The following is a 22,643-nucleotide window of genomic DNA, read 5'->3' as shown; positions in this document are numbered from 1 at the left end:
CTGTAGGGGCTTTATGGCAATAATGCGATGTGGGTTAATCCCGTATTTTCTGGCAAGCCAAACATGAGGTTCAAACACTGAACGCCTTGTCCGGATGCCCCCTTAACGAGGTTATCCTCAACCACCAAAATTACCAACATATCGCCACCTTGAGGGCGGTGTACTGCAATCCTAAGAGCATTACTACCTCTCACCGAGCGAGTCTCTGGTGTGCTGCCAGCTGGCATTACGTCAACAAACGGCTCACCCTCATAAAACTTCTCAAATAGGGCTTGATAGTCAACATCCTTGCCCTCGGGAAGAATTCTGGCATACAAAGTTGAATGAATACCTCTGATCATGGGTGTTAAATGAGGTACAAAAGTTAGCCCCACCGGTTTACCACCAGCAATCGCCGATAAACCCTGACAAATTTCAGGATGGTGCCTGTGGCCTTTAACACCATACGCTTTAAAGTTATCACCGGCTTCAGCTAATAAAGTGCCCACCTCAGCTTTGCGGCCAGCCCCAGAAACACCTGATTTTGAATCAGAAATTAAAGTACTCAAATCAACTAGGTTTTTGCCACCCGTTGATTTCGGTGATAACAATGGTGCATAACCTAACTGAACAGAGGTTGGGTAACAACCTGCCAAACCCACGACTCTTGCTTTCTTAATGGCTTCACGATTAATTTCAGCCAAGCCATATACAGCTTCTGCCAAGATCTCAGGGCAGGCATGTGGCATTCCATACCATTTTTCAAACTCTGCCGTATCTTTAAGGCGAAAATCCGCAGCTAAATCTAATACCTTCACACCAGCGGCAAGAAGTTCTTTAGCTTGAGCCATAGCAACGCCATGTGGTGTTGCAAAAAAAACAGCATCACACTCTGTTAATTTGGCCTCTTCTGGCGTCGTAAAGCATAAATCAACCCTACCCCTCAGAGATGGGAACATCTCAGCCACAGGCATTCCCGCCTCTTTACGAGACGTTATAGCCGTTAACTGAACCTTTGGGTGCTGTGATAACAAACGCAGTAACTCAACGCCTGTATAGCCCGTTCCACCAACAATGCCAACTTTGATCATTTAAATCCTCCAATATCGCTATTGTAGAAAAGAAAAAGCCGCGCAGTGCGCGGCTTTTCGTAGAACAGCAAAAAAAATTAACGTTTGCTGAACTGTTTGCGACGACGCGCGCCATGCAAACCAACTTTTTTACGTTCAACTTCACGAGCATCACGTGTTACGAAACCTGCTTTAGATAGCGTTGGCTTCAATGCTGCATCGTAGTCGATCAAAGCACGTGTCACACCGTGACGAACCGCACCAGCTTGACCTGTCTCACCACCACCTGACACGTTTACTTTAATGTCAAATGTTGTACCGTGATTAGTCAACTCTAAAGGCTGACGAACGATCATGCGTGATGTTTCACGAGCAAAGTATTCAGCAATTGGCTTGCCGTTTACAAGAATTTCACCTTTACCAGCCTTGATGAATACGCGGGCTACTGAGCTCTTACGACGGCCAGTACCATAGTTCCAGTTTCCAATCATATCGGCTCCTTAGATCTCAAGAACGCTTGGCTGTTGAGCCGCGTGTGGGTGGTCAGCTTCTGCATAAACTTTCAATTTCTTGATCATTGCATAGCCAAGTGGGCCTTTAGGCAACATGCCTTTAACAGCCTTCTCGAGAGCACGACCAGGGAAACGAGCTTGCATCTTGTCGAAGTTAGTTTCGTAGATGCCGCCAGGATAGCCACTGTGCGTGTAGTATTTTTTATTCAAGCCCTTAGTGCCAGTCACGCGCAACTTAGAAGCATTAATAATGACGATAAAGTCGCCTGTATCAACGTGTGGGGTGAATTCTGGCTTGTGCTTGCCGCGTAGACGGTGTGCCACTTCACTGGCGACACGACCGAGGACTTTGTCCGTAGCGTCAATCACGAACCACTCACGCTTCACCTCATGCGGTTTTGCTGAGAAAGTTTTCATGATTACCTTAAATTGTTAAGCCCTATCAAAACAACCATTACATCATTCCTTTGGCTCCGCTTATGTTTGCAGGCTCGCAGTTCAAATGAACAGTTGGCACATCACTTTTCCCATGGGCAAACTGGGAAAGCCTTCTATTGTAGCAAAAAAAAGCCCAGGAAACACTTCCTGGGCTGAAATCCACCTTTTTGGAGGGTGGAGGAGACAAACTGAGAATTAGCTAAAATCCCAAAAATTAGTTAATTCGATATGAAAATTATAGCTAGGCATATCAAATATGCAAGAAAGTTATTGTTTTTATTGACTATTTTATGTTTTGTCTAAGTCAAAAGCCTTATGATGAGGTTTATTAGTTAAGTTCAAAATTTGAGGAAAACATGCAAGCAACGATCAAATGGCTAGGAAAAGATGGCATGGCATTTAGTGCCGAAACAGGCAGCGGACACCTAGTCAATATGGATGGCGCGCCTGAAGCAGGGGGTAGAAACCTGGCTCCTCGCCCAATGGAAATGATGTTAGTTGGGGCTGGTGGTTGCACTTGCTTTGACGTAGTCATGATCCTAAAACGAGCTAGACAAGATATTCATGACTGCCAGGTCAGTTTAGAGGCAGAACGAGCCAATGAGGACCCAAAAATCTTCACAAAGATTCATATGAAATTTACCGTCACGGGGAAAAATCTCGAATTAAGCCGTGTTGAGAAGGCTGTTGCCTTATCTCATGATAAGTATTGCTCTGCCACCATTATGCTAGGCAAAACTGCTGAAATTACTCACAGCATTGAAATTGTAGAAATATAAAAAGTGCAGAGCCGGCTATTAAGCCGGATTCTGTCGCCCATACTTTCGTAAAGGGGCAATCATTCATCTAGTTTCACTGTTACCAGTGAACTCAAGCTCCCTACCCGCAAGCTCAGCGGACCGCCTCAACGCTTGCCTATTTGGGATTGCTCCGAGTGGAGGTTACCGCGTTTCACCGTAACTAAATACGCTCGTCTCTGTGGCCCTATTCCTCACGTCACCGTGGATGGCCGTTAGCCATCACCCTGTCCTATGGAGTCCGGACTTTCCTCTCCTTTGTTACCAAAGCAGCGATTGCCTTACCGACTCTGCGCCTCTAGTCTAACCGACTATTGACCAAGCAATGGTTTCGCCAGCACGTAATGGCACCACTGTGCCACTACCCATAGGGAATTCATCAGGTATTTGCTGAGTCTGGCGACGTAAAGTTAATTTCTTAGTATTTCTTGGTAAGCCATAAAAATCAGGTCCAAATTGGCTAGCAAACCCTTCCAAACGATTTAATGCATTAGCTGCATCAAATACTTCTGCGTACAAAGGCATAGCATGCCAAGCCGTATAACAACCTGCGCAACCACATGCATTTTCTTTAGTACCCTTCAAATGTGGCGCACTATCGGTTCCCAAAAAGAATCTGGAGTTACCAGAAATCGCAACTCGCACTAACTCCTGGCGATGCTCTTCTCTTTTTAAAATTGGCAAGCAGTAGTAATGAGGTCTTATACCTCCAGTAAATATCGCATTACGGTTGTACAACATGTGTTGCGGTGTAATGGTTGCAGCAATAGCGCCATACCTTTGGGTATCTGCTGACTCCACATATTGAGCTGCTTGTTTAGTAGTGATGTGCTCAAAAACCACTTTTAAGCCAGGATGTCTTGCGCGCAAAGGCTCCAATACTTGCTCAATAAAAACGGCCTCTCTATCAAATACGTCAATATCAGAATGAGTCACCTCACCATGAACCAAAAGTGGCATTCCGCAATTGGACATTGCATCAAGAGCACTTGCACATTTCTTAATATCTGTAACACCAGCATCACTATTTGTTGTAGCTCCCGCTGGGTACAACTTAAAGCCAACCACCCCAACTTCTTTAGCGCGCTTAACATCATCAGCACTGGTGTTATCAGTCAAATACAAAACCATCAATGGTTCAAAATTTGAGCCAGACGGCAAAGCATTCAAAATCCGAGTTTTATAAGCAACTGCCATGTCTGCATTAGTGACTGGTGGCTTCAAATTTGGCATGATGATTGCGCGCGCAAACTGACTGGCTGTATGCCTTAATAAATCAGGCAAAAACTCACCATCTCTTACATGCAAGTGCCAATCATCAGGCTGACAAATTTCAATCGTATTCACAGAACTCATTAATCAACTTTCACTATCAATTAGCAATATTCGAAAATCATTCACATTAGTTAATGTAGGGCCGGTGTGAACCAATGCATTCATTTTCTGAAAAAACCCATAACTATCGTGCTTACTCAAACAATCCCTTACAAAAAAATGCTGATCTTTCTCAGCATTCCTAAACCCCGATACAAACCAAGCACCTGCATTATCCTCACTACCGTCGATACCATCGGTATCTGCCGCTAATCCTGATAATGTTTTTAAATCTTCTGTAGCAGCAAATAGGGATAGCAAAAACTCACTGCAACGGCCACCGCGACCCTTGACCCCCGATGGAATCGTCACAGTGCACTCACCGCCAGACAGCAAAGCCACTGGCTTGTTAAATGGTTTGTCGTATAAATAAATTTCTCTGGCAATTGATGCTTGCATCAATGCCACATCTTTAGCCTCACCCATCACGGTATCGCCCAAAATAACAGGCTTAACACCTTTTGACTCGCAATATTTGGCAGCCACTTCTAAGCACGCGTGCGCTGTCGCAATTAGATGGTTATTACTTTGCTTAAAAATTGGATCATTTGACTTTGGTGTCTCCGGATGAACCCCACTTAAGCCATCGTTTAAATACTTAACAACGGATGCAGGTAACTGCCCACCCAGCAAACCATAATCTTTCAAAATCTGTAATGCATCACCAAATGTTGAGTCATCTGGCGCACAAGGTCCGCTAGCAATACTTGATGGATGATCACCAGTAACATCAGAAATTAAAAAAGCATCTATCTTGGCTCCACGCGCCACAGCTTCTCTAGCCATATGCCCACCCAAAATAGCAGATAAATGTTTACGCACAATATTCATCTGTCCGATTGGAGCGCCAGATCTTAATAGTGCCTGCGTGGTCAATCTCAAATCTTCAATAGTCAAACCATCGGCAGGTAGCGTCAATAAACTCGAACCGCCACCTGATATAAGTGCAATCAAATGATCGCCGGGTCGCAACGTCTTCACCAAATCCAAGGTGGCTTGCGCAGCTTTCATACCAGATTCATCTGGAACAGGATGCCCCGCTTCAACTACCTTAATAATTTTTGTTGGCAAGGCATGGCCATACCGAGTAATTACTTGACCCTCCAGTTGTGCTTTGGGCCAATTATTAGCAGCAAACGACTCCAAAGCCACTGCCATTGAAGCCGCGGCTTTGCCGGCGCCCAAAACCAAACAGCGCCCTTCCAAAGGTTTTGAAAACACCTTCTCAAGACTCATTGGTAAAACAACCAGTGGGTCTGCCGCCTTAAGCGCTACTTCAAATGCCCCTTTCAAGAAAGAAGCTGGATCTTTAATTGCCATATCAGGATATTAGCTCGATTTGGGATTGCTGTACTCGCCACATTTCAGCATAACGACCGCCATATGCCAATAGCTCTTCATGAGTTCCTCTTTCGATGATGCAGCCATCATCCATCACTAGAATTTGATGTGCATGAATAATCGTAGACAACCTATGTGCAATGATTAAAGTTGACCTATTCTGTGCTAAAGCAATTAATTCTTTTTGGATTGCTCTTTCAGTTTCAGAATCAAGCGCAGAAGTGGCTTCATCAAAAATCAATAAAGACGGATTCTTTAATAAAGTTCTAGCAATAGCCACTCTTTGTTTTTCGCCACCAGATAACTTCAAACCACGCTCACCAACAGTAGTCTGATAGCCATCAGGCAAAGACATAATAAATTCATGTATCTGAGCTAGGCGAGCAGCTGACTCAACCTGCTCTTGAGTTGCACCAGGACGACCATAAGCAATGTTATGTGCCACAGTATCATTAAATAAAACGGTGTCTTGAGGAACGATGCCAATTGCCTGTCTCAAACTTTTTTGCGTGACACTTTTTATATTCTGATGATCTAAATAAATAGCCCCATCAGTTACATCATAAAAACGGAATAACAATCTAGCCAGCGTACTTTTACCTGCGCCACTATGCCCCACCACTGCAGTTGTCTGACCGGGCGAAACCTCAAAACTAATATTTTTAATAATGCCTCTTGCAGGCTCATAAGAAAATGACACTTGGTCAAAGATAACCCGCGGCCCTAATGATTGGTTGGCTATTGATAAATCACTAGCATTAGGATCATCAGCAATTTCTTGATTAGTGCCCAAGAGGCTAAACATACGATCCATGTCTGTTAATGCCTGTTTTATCTCTCGGTAAATAACACCCAAGAAATTCAAAGGAATATAAAGTTGAATCATCAAAACGTTGACCAACACCAAATCACCTAGTGTCATTACACCGTCCGACACTCCTTGCGTGGCCAACCAAAGGATTAGTATTAAACCAACAGCAATGATAGTTTGCTGACCAGCATTTAATAAGGCCAGCGAACGCTGTGACTTAATCGCAGCCTCTCGATATCGATGCAGATTCTCATCGTATCGTTTTGATTCATATTGTTCATTCCCAAAATATTTAACAGTTTCAAAGTTAATTAGAGAATCAATAGCTCTCTGATTTGCCTTTGAGTCGAGTTCATTCATTTTTCTTCTGTACTGCGTACGCCACTCGGTAACAACAATGGTGTAAATCACATACAACACCAGAGCTATCAGCGTAATAACTGCAAACAAATAGTTATATGCCCAAATGAAATAACCCAATACCAAACATAATTCAACAATCGTTGGAATAATGCTGTACAAAGAATAAGAAATTAGCGACTGAATACCTCTGGTGCCACGCTCGATATCACGTGTCATACCCCCTGTTTGACGAGATAAATGAAACCGCAAAGATAAAGCATGCAAATGCTCAAACACCTTAAGTGCCACAGTACGTACAGCACTCTCTGTCACTCTAGAAAAGAGCAACTCTCTTAGCTCAGTAAATATAGAAGCTGATAAGCGCAATAACCCATAAGCCAATATTAGCGATACGGGCACAACCAATACAGCCTCAACCCCTAAAGGCACACTCATTGCATCAATCAGAGCTTTGAGCAAAATTGGGACACCAAGATTAGCTACCTTAGCAGCAATCAAGCATGTCAAAGCCAACCCAACGCGCCATTTAAAAGCCCATAAATATGGCAATAAATTAGCTATAACCTTCCAGTCGCTAGCTTTTTTATTATCAGGTCTGACTGAATTTTCGTCGTACGAGGCACGCCTCATATGCACACTCTTTCAAATTAAATAGGCAACTTCACAATCAATTGATTTTTGGTATTTCTTTATCTTTAACACTGATTGTTAATAAACTCATTGTGGCTCTAACGAAAACATATACCACCCAATTGAATACTTTTTTAAGATAGGATCTTTGGGCATAAACATTAGGCTCTACTTTAATCCCATTGTCATTTGCTTGATCAGCTATTTTCCAACGAATCTCTTTAATCACCTGGTGGTTTCTGATGATTAAATTTGCCTCATGATTTAACAAGAAAGATAGATGATCACAGTTAGATGATCCAAGCGTCGCCCACCTTCTATCAACAACCATTGCCTTAGTGTGCAGCAAGGCCTTGGGATATTCATATATAACAATATTTGCAGCCAGCAATTGACCGTACAAACTAGGAACTGCCCAATTTAAAATCTTGAACTCATCTGTTCCCAGCAACAAATTAACTGAAACACCACGCTTTGCCGCATTAACCAAAGCCTTTCTTAAGCGACGCCCTGGCAGGAAGTAGGGTGTTGCCAACCATATTTCATCTCGAGCCTGACCAATTGCCTTTAAATATGCTCGCTCAATATCACGACGATGATGCAAGTTATCTCTAGCTATGAATGCCAAACCCTCTTTATTGCCATGTCGCAATCCAAGAAAATGGCTCGAACTCCAAGGTAATTCTTGCGCAAGAATTCTCTTTAAAATATTTTTGGGGTGTAAAGCATTCGGCTGAAGCCGTTGCCATTGCCGAAGGAAGGTGGCATGTACTTTCTCCACGATTGCACCAGTCACCTCTAGAGCAAGATCCCAACGTATACCAGGCAATTGATTGCCTAGAACATCTTTTGAATCGTCACAAATATTCACTCCGCCAACAAATGCAACCAGCTCATCAACCACGATTAACTTTCGATGAGTTCTAGAAAATCCTAAAGTTCCAAACCAGGCAGGGTTGTAATAACTAAATTGAACGCCAGCGGATAAAAAATCTTTTTCATACTGAAAAGGCGATGAACCTAACCAGTCTAAGATTACCTTCACCTCTACACCTCTTTGAGCAGCAAGACAAAGAATATCGACTATTTTTTTTGCTTGAGAATCCGCTGAGAAAATATAAACCTCTAGATATATAGATTTTTTTGCGGCCGTCAAAACAGCCTCAACCCGCTCAAAATAATCTATACCTCCCTCAAGCAATTTGAGGGTTTGAATACTTTGCCAACGATCTCTTCGCAACAATGACATAAGACAATTCTAATCAGAATTTAGTCTTAATATTGCCTCTTGATTACTAGGGGAAAAACAAAGTTTGGCAGCCGACTGCATATCAAGCCACTGATGAGAGATATGCTCTCTTGGCGATAACTTAATAGGCATTTTGCTAGGTAATTGCAGCTTAAACCAATGCTCAGTATTTTGAGTAACACCATCAGGGTACCGGTGGCGCCACTCAGGATAAATTTCATAGTCAATATGATGATTCATTGATTGAAGAGCTCCATCTGGCAATTGATGAGTATCTATACCAGTCTCTTCAAACACTTCTCTAGCGGCCGCCATCTGCAACGGCTCATCAATTTGATTAAGGCTACCAGTTACAGATTGCCAGTAGCCATGATGATCTGCTCTTTCTATCAAGAGCACCTCGTTGCTAGTCGTGTAAATCACGACTAGTACCGAGATAGGGATCTTCATGCAGGCATCTGAGTGTTACGTAGACGAATGTGCAATTCACGTAACTGCTTTTCATCCACAGGGCTTGGTGCTTGAGTTAACAAACATTGTGCGCGCTGAGTTTTAGGGAATGCAATGACATCACGAATTGATTCCGCACCAGTCATCATCGTCACAATACGATCCAAACCAAATGCGATACCCCCATGTGGAGGCGCCCCGTATTGCAAAGCATCTAACAAGAAACCAAATTTAGCCTGAGCTTCTTCAGGGCCAATCTTCAATGCTCTGAAAACTTGGCTCTGAACAGATTCCTTATGAATACGAACTGAACCACCACCAATTTCCCAGCCATTAAGAACCATGTCATAGGCTTTTGCCAAGCACTTACCAGGATCTGTTTCTAAGTAATTTAAATGCTCATCTTTAGGACTTGTGAATGGATGGTGACAAGCAACCCAACGAGCCGCATCTTCGTCGTAATCAAACATTGGGAAATCAACAACCCACATTGGCTTCCAACCCTGCTCCATCAAGCCATTTTCTTTTGCCCATGCAGAATGGCCAATCTTCAAACGCAATGCGCCAATTGCATCATTAACAACTTTTTCCTTGTCAGCGCCAAAGAAAATAATGTCGCCATCTTTTGCATTGGTACGTTTTAGAATCTCAGCAATTGCGGCGTCATGAAGATTTTTAACAATCGGTGATTGCAAGCCATCACGACCTTTAGCAATCTCATTAACCTTAATCCAAGCTAAACCCTTAGCCCCATAAATTCCAACAAATTGGGTGTAATCATCAATATCGCTACGGCTGATTACTGAGCCACCTGGTATACACAAACCAACTACACGACCATTAGCTTGATTAGCTGGGCCAGAGAACACTTTGAAATCAACATCCTTCATAACGTCTGTTAATTCTGTGAACTCTAACTTCACACGCAAGTCAGGCTTATCCGAACCAAAACGTGCCATTGCCTCAGAGTAAGGCATCACTGGGAATGGATTCGCCAACTCAACATTCATGACTGTTTTGAAAATATGGCGAACCATGTTTTCAAAAAGATCTCTAATCTCATATTCATCCAAGAATGCTGTTTCACAGTCTATCTGAGTAAATTCAGGTTGACGATCCGCGCGTAAATCTTCATCGCGGAAACACTTAGTAATTTGATAGTAACGATCAAAGCCGGCAACCATCAACAACTGCTTAAATAGTTGCGGGGATTGAGGTAACGCAAAGAACTGACCATCATGTACACGTGATGGCACCAAATAGTCACGAGCACCTTCTGGGGTGCTCTTTGTCAACATGGGCGTTTCAATATCAATGAAACCAGCTTGATCAAGATATTTTCTTGTCTCAATAGCAACGTTATAACGTAGACGTAAATTCTTTTGCATTTGCGGACGACGCAAATCTAAAACACGATGAGTTAAGCGAGTGGTCTCTGATAGATTGTCATCTTCCAATTGGAATGGAGGAGTAACAGATGCGTTCAGAATATTTAACTCATGGCACAACAATTCCACTTTGCCACTAACCAAATCATTATTTTCAGTACCTGCTGGACGCGCACGAACCAAACCTTTGATCTGCACACAGAACTCATTACGCACTTGCTCAGCCATTGCAAACATATCGGCACGATCTGGATCGCAAACAACTTGAACAAAACCATCTCGGTCTCTTAAATCAATAAAAATAACGCCACCATGATCGCGACGACGATTGACCCAACCTGCTAATGTAACTTCTTGTCCGATTAAGGCTTCTGTGACTTGGCCACATTGATGGCTACGCATTGACATAAAACTTCCTACTTTGCTGATGGTACTGATTGACTTAAAGGGGGAACTGAGCCCATTGAAACAATGTGCTTAAGCGCTTCCTCAACACTCATTTCTAACTCGATGATGTCCGCGCGCGGAACAATCATAAAAAATCCAGAAGTTGGGTTGGGTGTTGTTGGTAAAAAAACATTGACGTGCTCAGCACCTAATTTTGCGGCAACCTCTTCCGCAGGGGTGCCTGTTACAAATGCGATCGTCCATGATCCGTTTCTAGGATATGGAATAAGCACTGCTTTTCTAAATGCATTGCCGTTACTTGAAAATAAAGTACCCGATACCTGCTTCACACTTGAATAAATTGATTTAACAATTGGTATGTGGGTAATGATTCGATCCCAAAGCTTAATCCACCATTGACCAGCGAAATTAGCTGCAAACACACCAGTAGCCAGAATGATTGCCAAAACAATCAAAATGCCAACGCCTGGTAGATCTCTGAACGACTGCAGAGCTGGTTTTAAAGCGGATGGCAATATCGCCATAAGAGCGCTCATTACAGAGCCAAAGACCCCATCCAACACAGATAGGCCCCAAGTCATCACCCAAATAGTGATGGCCAAAGGAGCCCAAACCAGCATGCCAGCAATAAAATATTTTTTCATGAAGCTTGAAATTATAGGGCTTAGCTAAGCCAAGTGAGCGTAAATAAGGTTCCGCCTAGTAAACCACTCAAGAAAAGAATGCTTCCCCAGATCAATTTTCTAGTTTGCTTTTGCTCTAAAAGCAGCTTAAGCATCAACTCTTGGGTGGCATCTTTGTCCTGATTTTGACTCTTATCCAACCACTGAGCAAGCAATCTAGGAATAGTAGGCACTAACTTAGCCCAGTGTGGCGCCTCGTCTTTAATGCGCTCTAAAAATCCTCGAATGCCAATTTGCTGATCAACCCAACGCTCTAAAACTGGTTTGGCAGTCTTCCATAAATCCATATCTGGATCTAATTGGCGACCCAGACCCTCAACATTCAACAAAGTTTTTTGCAATAAAGTTAACTGAGGCTGAATTTCAACATTGAATCTTCTGGAGGCCTGAAACAATCTCATTAAAACAATACCCAATGAAATTTCTTTCAAAGGACGATCAAAATAAGGCTCGCATACTGCTCTCACAGCACCTTCTAATTCTTCCACCCTCGTTTCTTTTGGCACCCAACCAGATTCAATATGTAATTCAGCTACTCGTCTGTAATTGCGATTAAAGAAAGCTAAAAAATTCTGAGCCAAATAATTCTTATCAGAATCAGATAACGCCCCCACAATTCCGAAATCTAGAGCAATGTATCTGCCAAAAGATTCTGGAGCAACGCTCACAAAAATATTTCCAGGATGCATATCGGCATGGAAGAAACCATCATGGAATACTTGCGTAAAGAATATTTCAACTCCATCAGATGCCAACTTCTTAAGATCAACACCTGCAGCCTTTAACTCTTCTAATCTTGAGATAGGGATGCCGTGCATCCTCTCCATGACCATCACATTGAGACCACATAAATCCCAATACATTTCAGGAATCATGAGTTTTTTAGAACCTTCAAAATTGCGACGCAACTGACTTGCATTGGCAGCCTCTCGCATTAGGTCTAATTCATCATGCAAATAAGTGTCAAATTCATCGACGTTTTCTTTTGGCTTCAACCGCTTGCCATCACGCCATAATTTCTCTACCAAACCGGCGAGCATTCTTAGTAATGCCAAGTCACTCTCAATAACAGGCAGTATCCCTGGGCGCAAAACTTTCACAGCTACTTGTTTGCCTTCCCACTCTGGATATTTATCCGTACCTCTTAGAACAGCAAAATGCACTTGCGCCACCGAAGCGCTAGCAACGGGTTTCTCATCAAATGAACTAAATACCTCTGATATTTTTTTACCCAATGAAGCCTCAATTAAAGACATGGCTTTCACTTGGGAGAATGGTGGCACTTGATCTTGTAACTTTGCCAATTCATCAGCAATATCAGTCGGCAATAAGTCACGTCGCGTAGATAGCACTTGACCAAATTTAACGAATATCGGCCCTAGTGCCTCTAGCGCCAAGCGCAAACTCTCGCCACGGGTATACGATCCTGGGGTCAACCAAGATGCGACAGTCAAAACAACTTTAATAAGACCTGGCTTAAGACTATCCCTAATAACTTTTAGAACACCGAATCTCCAAATCGTATAGAGAATTTTAGATAACCTTAAAAACTGCCTCACGAAGACTTCTCCAATAAACGCTCTATACGTTTTTCAATTCTATCCACGTCATCTCGTAGTCGACGCAAATCTTCTTTATAACGAACTAGTTCATCTGCCTTAACCAAGGTTGGCTTTTCATGCACTAAATATTCCAGAACACTAGCCCCAAAATCTTTGATGGCTGACTCACCAAATGATCGACCTTTTTTGGCCGACTGAACAATTCTGTGAGCTAGAGCATCTCCAACCAACTTAGATAAATCTTCCTCAAACTCCCAACGAAGTTGGCTAGCCAACTTTGACATTGCTTGCGCCAAATCGACATCACCAGAAACTTTAACGTGTTGAGCTGCAGCATCCTTACCGCCAGCAATATACGCATTTAAAACATCTGCTGAAATTGTTAAGGTGACATTAGGATCTTCGCCATCCTCTTTCGCCAATGAAAACTCAGCTTGGTCATTAATAAGTAGTGAGACTTGAGTAATGGGAAGAATAAATTTAACTTTTTTACCAATATGCTTACGCAAAAGGTCACTGGCCCAAGAATCTTGGGCCAGTAAGTAATTAAGAGTTTTAACTATTGCGTTCAGATTAAACCAACTGTTGTATACCCGCTAACACCCACCCACCTTGGCCATTAACAGGCTTGATTAAATTCCACACTTCTACAAATGATTCTGCAGGACCATCAGACTGCTCACGAATCATCCCTGAGAAACGCACACTTGCCATGTAAACATCAGAGCTTGACTCAATACCTAGTAAATCAGCTTCTAATGTTAATACCTCTGTGCGGTTTTGTAACGTAGCTCTCGCTTCTAAATCCTGCCTCAATTCTTCAAACATCTCAGCGGTGGCAAATTCTTTTAATTTTGCTAAATCACCCTGATCCCAAGCATCTTGTAAATGAACGAAATGTTTCTTTGCATTAATCAAGAAGGACTCTTGATCAAAGTTTTTAATAGCAGGATCGATTTCAGGGGCTGTTGAAGGAGCACTAACAGTAGCTGAACCAGACGATGTAGGTTCTTGTCGATCAAAGCGATCATTAGAATCCCATGCTGGTCCTCCAGCAGGACTCGTCTTATAGGTCGCTTGATTGCCAGAAAAACGTCTAAACAACCAAGCACCCACCATCACCACAAGCAAAACAACTAACAAGCCCATGAAGAATGAAGCTGCCGCTTCACCCAAACCAAAGTGTGACAACAACCAACCAAGTCCAAGGCCAGCTGCTAAACCACCCAAAATACCAGCCATACCAAAACCTTTTTTAGGTTGCGCTGCGGGCGCAGCAGGAGCTGGCTTTGCTGCAGGTGCAGGCGCTACTGCAGGAGCTGCCGGTTGGGCTGGCGCAGCTTGTTGCTTCTGGGTCACGCTTTGAGACTGCTTACCCATGCTCTTAGAACCCCCCAAACGTTTAGCATCAGCATTGAATGATGTGCCAGCTAAAACAAAAGAAGAGAGAACTAAACACACAAAACTTTTCTTCAAAACCATCTTTAACCTCTTTATTGAAATGAAGCAAACAATCAATTAATACTTATAACCAATGTGAAGAGCAACAATACCACCTGTTAATGAATGATATTCAACCTTATCAAAACCCACACTTTCCATCATGGTTTTTAAAGTCTCTTGATCTGGATGCATACGGATTGACTCAGCAAGATATCGATAACTATCTGCATCACCCGCCACCTTCTCACCAAGCCACGGCAAAATCTTGAATGAATATGCATCATAAATTGGCTTGAGAGCCTCAACTGGTTTTGAGAACTCCAAAACCATGACTTTTCCACCAGGCTTAATCACACGCAACATTTCTTTAAGTGCGACATCTTTATGGGTCATGTTGCGAAGCCCAAACGCTACTGTTGTTAAGTCAAAGTAGTTCGATGGAAAAGGAATTTGTTCTGCATCCACCTGAGCGCAGGGCAAGTGGTAGCCCTTGTCCAAAAGACGATTACGGCCAAACCCGAGCATTGACGCGTTGATATCAGTCAACCACACTTGACCGCCAGTTTCTCGCTCCAATCCAACTTGTTTAGCAAAACTCAAGGACAGGTCACCCGTGCCACCAGCGATATCTAAAACTTTTTGCCCTGATTTAACCGCTGCTTTACTAATAGTGAAATGCTTCCAAACTCGATGCAATCCACCCGACATCAAGTCATTCATGATGTCGTACTTGTTAGCTACAGAATGAAAAACCTCGGCAACCTTGCTAGCCTTTTCAGTTTCATCAACTGTTTTATATCCAAAGTGTGTTTGAGCCATATCTGATTAGTGTCCACATGAGTGACCAGCATCTTTGGTCATAGGCGCATCTCTATCAACGCCTTCTTTTTCTAATCGACCCAGATAGTCTTGCCACATAGCCTCATAGTTTTGGCACATTTCATAAAGATATTCCCATGAGTAAATGCCTGAGTCATGCCCATCAGAAAAGACAGGCTTAATTGCATAGTGTCCTACCTGCTCAATGTTATTAATCAACACATCTCTTTTGCCAGTTTGCAAAGTCTCTTGTCCAACGCTATGTCCACGAACTTCAGCAGATGGCGACCATACTCTCAAAAACTCAAATGGCAATTTATAAATATCCGCGCCATATACCAACTCTAGAACTTTCGATTGTTGATGAACCACAATATTTTGTGGCAATGGGGCTTTATTTGACATAGCTTTTAAACCAATACCCTTTCGATACCGCCTTGATTAGCACTCTTCACGTAATTGGCCATCCAATCCTCACCCAACAAGTGATTAGCCATCTCTACAACAATGTAATCAGCCTTGGTTTCAGAGTCGTCGTTATATCGAGACAAGCCCTGCAAACATGAAGGGCAACTTGTTAAAACTTTTACCTCTCCGTCAAAGTTGCTTCTTAAATCAGCCGCACCCTTGCGCATCTCGATTTCTTTACGGAAACGAATTTGCGTAGATATGTCTGATCGAGTAACTGCCAACGTGCCAGACTCACCACAGCATCGATCATTTTTTGAAATAACCGTGCCATCTTCAGCTGTCACAAGACTATTCACTGTTTTGAGCGGGTCTTGTAATTTCATTGGGCTATGACAAGGGTCGTGATACATGTATCTAACACCTTTAGCACCTTCTAACTTTATGCCCTTTTCTAGCAAGAACTCATGAATATCAACAATCCTGCAACCCGGGAAGATCTTGTCAAATTCATAACCAGATAACTGGTCGTAACATGTGCCACAAGAAACCACAACGGTTTTTATATCCAAATAATTTAGAGTGTTAGCCATACGATGGAAAAGCACTCGATTATCAGTAATGATCTTATCGGCCTTATCAAAATCACCAGAACCACGCTGAGGGTAACCACAACACAAGTAACCCGGTGGCAATACTGTTTGAACACCCGCATGCCACAACATCGCTTGCGTCGCTAAACCAACCTGTGAAAATAATCTCTCAGATCCACAACCTGGGAAATAAAAAACCGCTTCCGTATCTACCGAAGTTGTTTGAGGATTACGGATAATCGGAACAATGTCAGAGTTCTCAATATCTAACAAAGCACGCGCTGTTTTCTTAGGCAAGTTGCCAGGCATCTTTTTATTTACAAAATGTATGACCTGTTCTTGTAACGGTGGCTTACCCACTGTTGCACGCGGCTTAGCAGTCTGAGCCTTAGCAAACTTTTTCAAGAAATCGTGAGCCAACCTTTGAGCCTTGTAACCCCAGTCAATCATTAACTTACGTGTTAATTGAATCGTCTCTGGATTAGTTGCATTCAGGAAGAACATGGCTGCAGACGCACCTGGGTTAAAACGCTTTTGACCCATCTTGCGCAACAAGTTGCGCATATTCATGGTAACGTCACCAAAATCAATTTTGACCGGGCATGGAGTCACGCACTTATGACAAACAGTGCAATGCGCTGCCACATCATCAAACGCCTCCCAATGTTTCACTGAAACGCCACGTCTTGTTTGCTCCTCATACAAGAAAGCCTCTACTAATAATGATGTGGCCAAAATCTTGTTACGTGGGCTGTAAAGCAAATTAGCGCGAGGAACGTGTGTAGCACATACTGGCTTGCATTTACCGCAGCGTAAACAATCTTTAACGCTAGATGCAATATTGCCAATATCACTTTGCTGCATGATCAAAGACTCATGACCCATCAAACCAAAGCTTGGCGTGTAGGCATTTCTTAAGTCAGCACCAGGCATTAACTTACCCTTATTGAAACGACCCTCTGGGTCTACTTTCAATTTGTAAGATCTAAAGTCTTTAATTTCAGATTCAGTTAGGTACTCAAGCTTAGTAATACCAATACCATGCTCACCAGAAATGACGCCATTCAAAGATCTAGCTAACTTCATGATGCGATCAACAGCTTGATGCGCGTCTTGCAACATGTCGTAGTTATCAGAGTTCACCGGTATGTTGGTGTGCACGTTTCCATCACCAGCGTGCATATGTAATGCAACAAAAACTCGGCTACGCAACACTCGTTTATGAATTGCTTCACATTCTTTTAGGATAGGCTCAAATGAGGCGCCACTAAAAATTTTTCTCAGCTCAGCTCTAACCTCTAATTTCCATGACGCCCGCAAGCTTCTATCTTGTAAGCCAGAAAAATGCTGATTGATATTTCCAGCCCACTCAGACCATTCACTACGAACCGTGTCAATCAATTGCAATGCTTGTGAAACACGTCCCTCAAGCATTTCAGCCTCAGGTATGTCGTGACCATCATCAGACTTTCCTAAAGGCAGATTACCTTGTCTAAAAAAGCTTTCAAGCTCATTTAATAGTTGTAGCTTGTTTTTTAACGACAACTCAATATTGATTAACTCAATACCATCGGTGTACTCACCCATTCGATCCAAAGGAATCACAACGTCTTCGTTCACCTTGAATGCGTTTGTATGCTTAGCAATAGCAGCGGTTCTTGATCGATCTAACCAGAATTTTTTGCGCGCCTCTGGGCTAACCGCAACAAAACCTTCGCCCACTCTTGTATTGGCCAAACGAATCACTTCGCTTGCGGCTGTTGCCACAGCATTTTCATCATCACCAACAATGTCGCCAATCAATACCATTTTTGGCAAAACATTACGTTTTGATTTTGTGGCGTAACCAACAGCCTTCAGATAGCGCTCATCTAAGTGTTCTAAGCCTGCAAGAATTGCTCCACCCTGCTTGGTTTGTTGATCTAAATAAGCCTTTACTTCAACAATGCTTGGAATAGCATCTCTAGCTTGACCAAAAAACTCTAAGCAAACAGTTCGTATTTGCTTAGGCATGCGATGCAGTACCCACCTCGCACTTGTAATTAGACCGTCACAACCTTCCTTTTGAACACCAGGCAGACCAGCCAAGAACTTATCTGTAACGTCTTTTCCTAAACCTTCCTTACGGAAACGTTTACCCTCAATCCTTAATTCCTCAGTTTTGATAACTCGAAGACCTGGGGCATAAAGACCATCTGACCAAGTTAATTTGAATGTTGCAAAGTCAACATCATGAATCTTGCCCATATTGTGACCAATACGCTCAACATCCAACCAGTTACCTTCTGGATCAACCATTCTCCATGATGCTAGGTTATCTAAAGCAGTTCCCCACAACACAGCTTTCTTACCACCAGCATTCATGGCAATGTTTCCGCCAATGCAACTAGCTTCAGCAGAAGTTGGATCTACAGCAAATACGTTTCCAGACTTATCAGCAGCGTCAGAAACTCTTTTTGTCACGACCCCTGCGCCAGAGTAAATAGTGGCAACTTCATGATCCAAGCCCGGCAAACGCAGCATCTCAACAGAGCCCAGTGTCTCTAGCTTTTCAGTATTAATGACAGCTGACATCGGCGAGAGTGGCACAGCGCCACCCGTATAACCAGTACCACCTCCACGAGGAATAATCGTCAAACCTAATTCGATACACCCCTTAACCAAACCAGGTATTTCGTCCTCTGAGTCAGGTGTTAAAACCACAAATGGATACTCAACGCGCCAGTCAGTGGCATCTGTCACATGAGAAACGCGCGCCAGACCGTCATATGCAATGTTGTCTGTGGCAGTGTATTTACCCAATACTTTTTTTACTCGCTTGCGTAAAACAGCAACACGATCAAATTCAGCATTGAAAAATTCAACAGCATCTTTTGCACTACTTACCAACTTACCGACTTTGTCAGCCAAGTCAGTTGTCATACGCTTTTGAACTTCTCTTAGGCGGTGATGCAACGCCTCAATCAATTGTTTGCGACGATGTGGGTTATCCAGTAAGTCATCTTGTAAATAAGGATTGCGTTGCACAACCCAAATATCACCCAAGACCTCGTAAAGCATTCTGGCTGATCGACCTGTTTTACGACCTGACCTTAATTCATCTAAGATTTGCCATGCTTGCTCACCCAACAAACGAATAACAATCTCTCTATCTGAGAAAGATGTGTAGTTATAGGGAATTTCACGCAAACGCGGAGCATTTTGGGCATGCTCAGCAAAGCTATTCAGGGGCAAAGGTGCGTTCATATCACTGGCTTTAACTAAAACGCTATTTTAAAGGACTATGAGCCTAGTCGTCTCATTCTTGAATAACCCTTTAAAACATGCCCGTATTGCGGCGATCAAATTAGGCCCAACCATTGCCCAATAGCACTCCAAAAGCCATCCGGCACCATCAACAATGCATACGTCATGGTGAGATAACGCAAAAACTTACCAATAGCCATGTAAATTAAGCAAGGCACCCATGGCAACCTCAGCCAACCTGCCACAGCGCACAATGGATCACCCACTATTGGTAACCAAGACAAAAGCAGGGCTTGGGGGCCTAATTTCTCGAACCATTTCAATAACTTATGCTCTTTGGGGCCTAATAACTTCTCATGAGCTTTACTAGCCCCAAAGCCCATCAGCCAGTCCAACATCCCCCCCAAAGTATTACCAACTGTGGCAACTAATATTGCCACCCAAAACATATCGGGATTGAGCCTTAGATAGCCAAATAAAACAGGTTCAGAGCCCATCGGCAACAAGGTTGCTGATACAAATGAAACCGTAAATACTGCTGGTAACCCAACAATAGGTAACGAGAGCCAAACTAAAAAATTATGTAAATTGCTTTCCATGTTTGGTCATTTTAGGCTGATGACGTGATACGCTCACAGGATGCCAAAAGATTATTTAAGAAAAATTCTAACCGCTAAGGTATATGACGTTGCTCGGGAAACCGAGCTTGAGCTTGCCTCACACTTATCAGCTCGAATCAAAAATAAGGTCTTACTCAAGCGCGAAGATAACCAACCAGTGTTTTCATTCAAGCTCAGAGGCGCCTATAACAAAATGGCGCACCTTGGTTCAGCTGATTTAAAACGTGGAGTAATTGCAGCCTCAGCAGGTAATCACGCTCAAGGCGTAGCTCTTTCGGCTGCCAAATTGGGTTGCAAGGCCATCATTGTGATGCCTACGACCACGCCACAAGTAAAAATTGATGCCGTAAGATCTAGAGGCGGTAACTCTGTAGAAATTGTGCTTCACGGCGAGTCTTACAGCGATGCCTATCAACATGCTTTAGCACTTGAGAAAAAACATCACCTTACGTTTGTTCACCCATTTGATGATCCAGATGTCATCGCAGGTCAGGGCACGATTGCGATGGAAGTACTACAACAACATCAAGAACCTATTGATGCCATCTTCCTAGCAATAGGAGGAGGCGGTCTTGTTGCTGGTGTTGGCGCATACATCAAAGCTGTTCGCCCCGATATTAAAGTTATTGGCGTGCAAACAGTTGACTCCGATGCCATGAAAAAATCTTTAGAAGCAGGCAAAAGAGTTGAACTAAAAGATGTTGGCCTATTTTCTGACGGTACAGCAGTCAAACTTGTTGGCAAAGAAACGTTCAGGTTATGCCAAGAGGTTGTTGATGAAATCATTACCGTTGATACGGATGCAATATGCGCCGCGATTAATGACGTCTTTACTGACACTAGAAGCATTTTAGAACCCGCCGGCGCCCTTGCGCTTGCAGGCCTGAAATCTTATGTCGAACGCGAGAAATGCAAAGATAAAACCTTGGTAGCGGTTGCTTGTGGAGCAAATATCAATTTCAACCGCTTAAGATTCGTTGCTGAGCGCGCAGAAGTTGGCGAGGCTAAGGAAGCAGTTTTTGCTGTGACCATTCCAGAACAAAGAGGTTCTTTCAGGCGCTTTTGCGAATTGTTAGGCGACAGAAACGTCACAGAATTTAACTACCGGATTGCCGACTCTGATAAAGCACACATCTTTGTAGGCATTGCCACACAAAAAGCGACTGACAGCACACAAATAGCAAGGTCTTTCAAAAAATCTGGTTTTGACACAATTGATTTGACGCACGATGAATTAGCTAAATCTCATCTGCGTCATATGGTTGGCGGTCGATCAACGCTTGCAAAAAATGAATTACTTTACCGCTTTGAATTCCCAGAAAAACCTGGGGCGCTGATGAAGTTCCTAACGAGCATGGCTCCAAACTGGAATATCAGCTTGTTTCATTACCGGAATCATGGCGCCGACTATGGTCGAATTTTGGTGGGCATTCAAGTTCCAAGTAGCGATAAAAAAGAGCTGAAAAAATTCCTAGCAGGTCTTGGTTATCCTCATTGGGACGAAAGTGATAACCCTGCCTACAAACTTTTCCTAGCTTAAAAATGGCCTTCTCATTAGATGGAAAACTTGTTGTAGCCATCTCATCGAGGGCCCTTTTTAACTTCGAAGAAGAAAATCAAATTTTTGAAGCCACAGATGACAGCGCTTACATGCAATTGCAACTTGAGCGTATCGATCAAGCCGCCAAACCAGGTGTTGCGTATCCGCTAGTAAAAAAGTTACTTGGCTTTAACCAAGGTAAACAGCAAATGGTTGAAGTGGTCATTCTTTCAAGAAATGACCCAGTGAGTGGTCTGAGAGTTTTTAGATCTGCAAAAAGTGTGGGATTAGCTATCGAGCGTGGAGTATTCACTCGCGGCAGACCTCCCTATCACTACCTTAAATCATTACAAGCCAATCTATTCTTGTCTGCAAATGCAGATGATGTGCGAGCAACCCTTGATGCCGGCTTTCCTGCGGCAATGGTTTTTCCTCAAAGTAAGCAAATTGCAGAGTCCAATCCTGATGAGATTCGTATTGCCTTTGACGGAGATGCCGTGTTGTTTTCTGATGAGGCTGAGCAAGTCTTTCAAAGTAAAGGACTAGATGCTTTTGTGGCACATGAAAGCAAAAAGGTTGAAATACCTCTTCCGCCAGGCCCATTCAAGCCATTGTTAGAGGCTTTGCATCGCCTCCAGAACGCCACGAAACAAGATAATCGCCCGATGCGAATTAGAACAGCGCTGGTAACTGCACGATCTGCACCCGCGCACGAAAGAGCAATTAGGACTTTGATGGCATGGGGCGTGACAGTGGATGAAGCCATGTTTCTAGGTGGCTTAGCGAAAAAAGATTTTTTAAAAGAATTCCAACCCGATTTCTTTTTTGATGACCAATTAGGGCACTGCGAATTAGCTTCAGATGTTGCCCCAACGGGTCAGGTTCTATCTGGCATTGCCAATCAAATTAAAAAATAATC

General features: G+C 43.1%; 20 protein-coding genes and 1 other RNA gene. 3 read left to right on the top strand and 18 right to left on the bottom strand.

What is annotated here, in order from left to right; translation table 11 throughout:
• Positions 1-11: 11 nt before the first annotated feature.
• From argC to rplM, 3 genes are all read right to left on the bottom strand, one after another.
• Complete coding sequence (argC, locus tag CFR83_RS05495) at positions 12-1,070, bottom strand: N-acetyl-gamma-glutamyl-phosphate reductase (protein WP_088812968.1); 1,059 nt, start codon at positions 1,068-1,070, stop codon at positions 12-14.
• Between the two features lie 77 nt (positions 1,071-1,147).
• The gene (rpsI, locus tag CFR83_RS05490) at positions 1,148-1,540 is read right to left on the bottom strand and encodes a 30S ribosomal protein S9 (RefSeq protein WP_088812966.1); all 393 of its coding nucleotides are present in this window, start codon (positions 1,538-1,540) and stop codon (positions 1,148-1,150) included.
• A 9-nt stretch (positions 1,541-1,549) separates the two neighbouring features.
• Positions 1,550-1,978, bottom strand: coding sequence for a 50S ribosomal protein L13 (gene rplM / locus CFR83_RS05485; RefSeq protein ID WP_088812964.1), 429 nt, complete (start codon positions 1,976-1,978; stop codon positions 1,550-1,552).
• Between the two features lie 377 nt (positions 1,979-2,355).
• Between rplM and CFR83_RS05480 the strand changes: the two genes are divergently transcribed.
• The gene (locus tag CFR83_RS05480; protein WP_088812963.1) at positions 2,356-2,778 is read left to right on the top strand and encodes an OsmC family protein; all 423 of its coding nucleotides are present in this window, start codon (positions 2,356-2,358) and stop codon (positions 2,776-2,778) included.
• A gap of 3 nt (positions 2,779-2,781) precedes the next feature.
• Here the strand turns inward: CFR83_RS05480 and rnpB are convergent.
• The 15 genes from rnpB to CFR83_RS05405 form a co-directional block, all read right to left on the bottom strand.
• An RNA gene (gene rnpB, locus CFR83_RS05475) (RNase P RNA component class A) lies at positions 2,782-3,088 on the bottom strand.
• Between the two features lie 11 nt (positions 3,089-3,099).
• Entirely contained in the window at positions 3,100-4,152 is a 1,053-nt protein-coding gene (gene pyrC, locus CFR83_RS05470; protein WP_088812961.1) for a dihydroorotase, read from the bottom strand.
• Positions 4,153-4,155: 3 nt separating this feature from the next.
• Complete coding sequence (locus CFR83_RS05465; protein WP_088812960.1) at positions 4,156-5,490, bottom strand: glycerate kinase type-2 family protein; 1,335 nt, start codon at positions 5,488-5,490, stop codon at positions 4,156-4,158.
• A gap of 1 nt (position 5,491) precedes the next feature.
• Positions 5,492-7,315 (bottom strand): ABCB family ABC transporter ATP-binding protein/permease, encoded by a 1,824-nt coding sequence (locus tag CFR83_RS05460; RefSeq protein ID WP_088812958.1) that lies wholly within the window; start codon positions 7,313-7,315, stop codon positions 5,492-5,494.
• 37 nt (positions 7,316-7,352) lie between these two features.
• Positions 7,353-8,564 (bottom strand): phospholipase D-like domain-containing protein, encoded by a 1,212-nt coding sequence (locus CFR83_RS05455; protein ID WP_088812956.1) that lies wholly within the window; start codon positions 8,562-8,564, stop codon positions 7,353-7,355.
• Between the two features lie 9 nt (positions 8,565-8,573).
• Positions 8,574-9,014: a dihydroneopterin triphosphate diphosphatase gene (gene nudB / locus CFR83_RS05450; RefSeq protein WP_088812954.1), complete on the bottom strand. Its 441-nt coding sequence runs from the start codon at positions 9,012-9,014 to the stop codon at positions 8,574-8,576.
• Positions 9,011-10,810 carry an aspartate--tRNA ligase gene (aspS, locus tag CFR83_RS05445; protein WP_088812953.1) on the bottom strand — a complete coding sequence of 600 codons (1,800 nt, stop codon included), beginning with the start codon at positions 10,808-10,810 and terminating at the stop codon, positions 9,011-9,013. Before aspS ends, nudB begins: the two co-directional genes overlap by 4 nt.
• Before the next feature lie 8 nt (positions 10,811-10,818).
• Positions 10,819-11,454, bottom strand: coding sequence for a DUF502 domain-containing protein (locus CFR83_RS05440; protein ID WP_088812951.1), 636 nt, complete (start codon positions 11,452-11,454; stop codon positions 10,819-10,821).
• Between the two features lie 20 nt (positions 11,455-11,474).
• Positions 11,475-13,052, bottom strand: a complete 1,578-nt coding sequence (gene ubiB, locus CFR83_RS05435) for a ubiquinone biosynthesis regulatory protein kinase UbiB (RefSeq protein WP_088812949.1) — start codon at positions 13,050-13,052, stop codon at positions 11,475-11,477.
• On the bottom strand, positions 13,049-13,594 hold the full coding sequence (locus CFR83_RS05430; RefSeq protein WP_279304983.1) for a ubiquinone biosynthesis accessory factor UbiJ: 546 nt from the start codon (positions 13,592-13,594) through the stop codon (positions 13,049-13,051). The genes ubiB and CFR83_RS05430 overlap by 4 nt, the downstream gene beginning before the upstream one ends.
• Before the next feature lie 34 nt (positions 13,595-13,628).
• Complete coding sequence (locus tag CFR83_RS05425; RefSeq protein WP_088812946.1) at positions 13,629-14,537, bottom strand: Tim44 domain-containing protein; 909 nt, start codon at positions 14,535-14,537, stop codon at positions 13,629-13,631.
• Between the two features lie 36 nt (positions 14,538-14,573).
• Positions 14,574-15,317 carry a bifunctional demethylmenaquinone methyltransferase/2-methoxy-6-polyprenyl-1,4-benzoquinol methylase UbiE gene (gene ubiE, locus CFR83_RS05420; RefSeq protein ID WP_088812944.1) on the bottom strand — a complete coding sequence of 248 codons (744 nt, stop codon included), beginning with the start codon at positions 15,315-15,317 and terminating at the stop codon, positions 14,574-14,576.
• A gap of 6 nt (positions 15,318-15,323) precedes the next feature.
• Positions 15,324-15,722 (bottom strand): gamma-butyrobetaine hydroxylase family protein, encoded by a 399-nt coding sequence (locus tag CFR83_RS05415; protein ID WP_088812942.1) that lies wholly within the window; start codon positions 15,720-15,722, stop codon positions 15,324-15,326.
• A gap of 5 nt (positions 15,723-15,727) precedes the next feature.
• Complete coding sequence (locus tag CFR83_RS05410; RefSeq protein ID WP_088812941.1) at positions 15,728-19,564, bottom strand: DUF3683 domain-containing protein; 3,837 nt, start codon at positions 19,562-19,564, stop codon at positions 15,728-15,730.
• Positions 19,565-19,659: 95 nt separating this feature from the next.
• Complete coding sequence (locus CFR83_RS05405; protein WP_088812939.1) at positions 19,660-20,163, bottom strand: YqaA family protein; 504 nt, start codon at positions 20,161-20,163, stop codon at positions 19,660-19,662.
• Between the two features lie 40 nt (positions 20,164-20,203).
• Here CFR83_RS05405 and ilvA point away from each other — a divergent pair, with 40 nt between their 5' ends.
• Together ilvA and CFR83_RS05395 are read left to right on the top strand one after the other, a co-directional pair.
• Positions 20,204-21,724 carry a threonine ammonia-lyase, biosynthetic gene (gene ilvA, locus CFR83_RS05400; RefSeq protein WP_088812937.1) on the top strand — a complete coding sequence of 507 codons (1,521 nt, stop codon included), beginning with the start codon at positions 20,204-20,206 and terminating at the stop codon, positions 21,722-21,724.
• 2 nt (positions 21,725-21,726) lie between these two features.
• Positions 21,727-22,641 (top strand): 5'-nucleotidase, encoded by a 915-nt coding sequence (locus CFR83_RS05395; protein ID WP_088812935.1) that lies wholly within the window; start codon positions 21,727-21,729, stop codon positions 22,639-22,641.
• Positions 22,642-22,643: the final 2 nt, after the last annotated feature.

This window comes from Polynucleobacter victoriensis (genome assembly GCF_900187875.1).
In the GTDB taxonomy this organism is placed as follows: domain Bacteria; phylum Pseudomonadota; class Gammaproteobacteria; order Burkholderiales; family Burkholderiaceae; genus Polynucleobacter; species Polynucleobacter victoriensis.
Note: the sequence above shows the minus strand (reverse complement) of the source record. Positions and strands in the feature narration are given on the sequence as shown.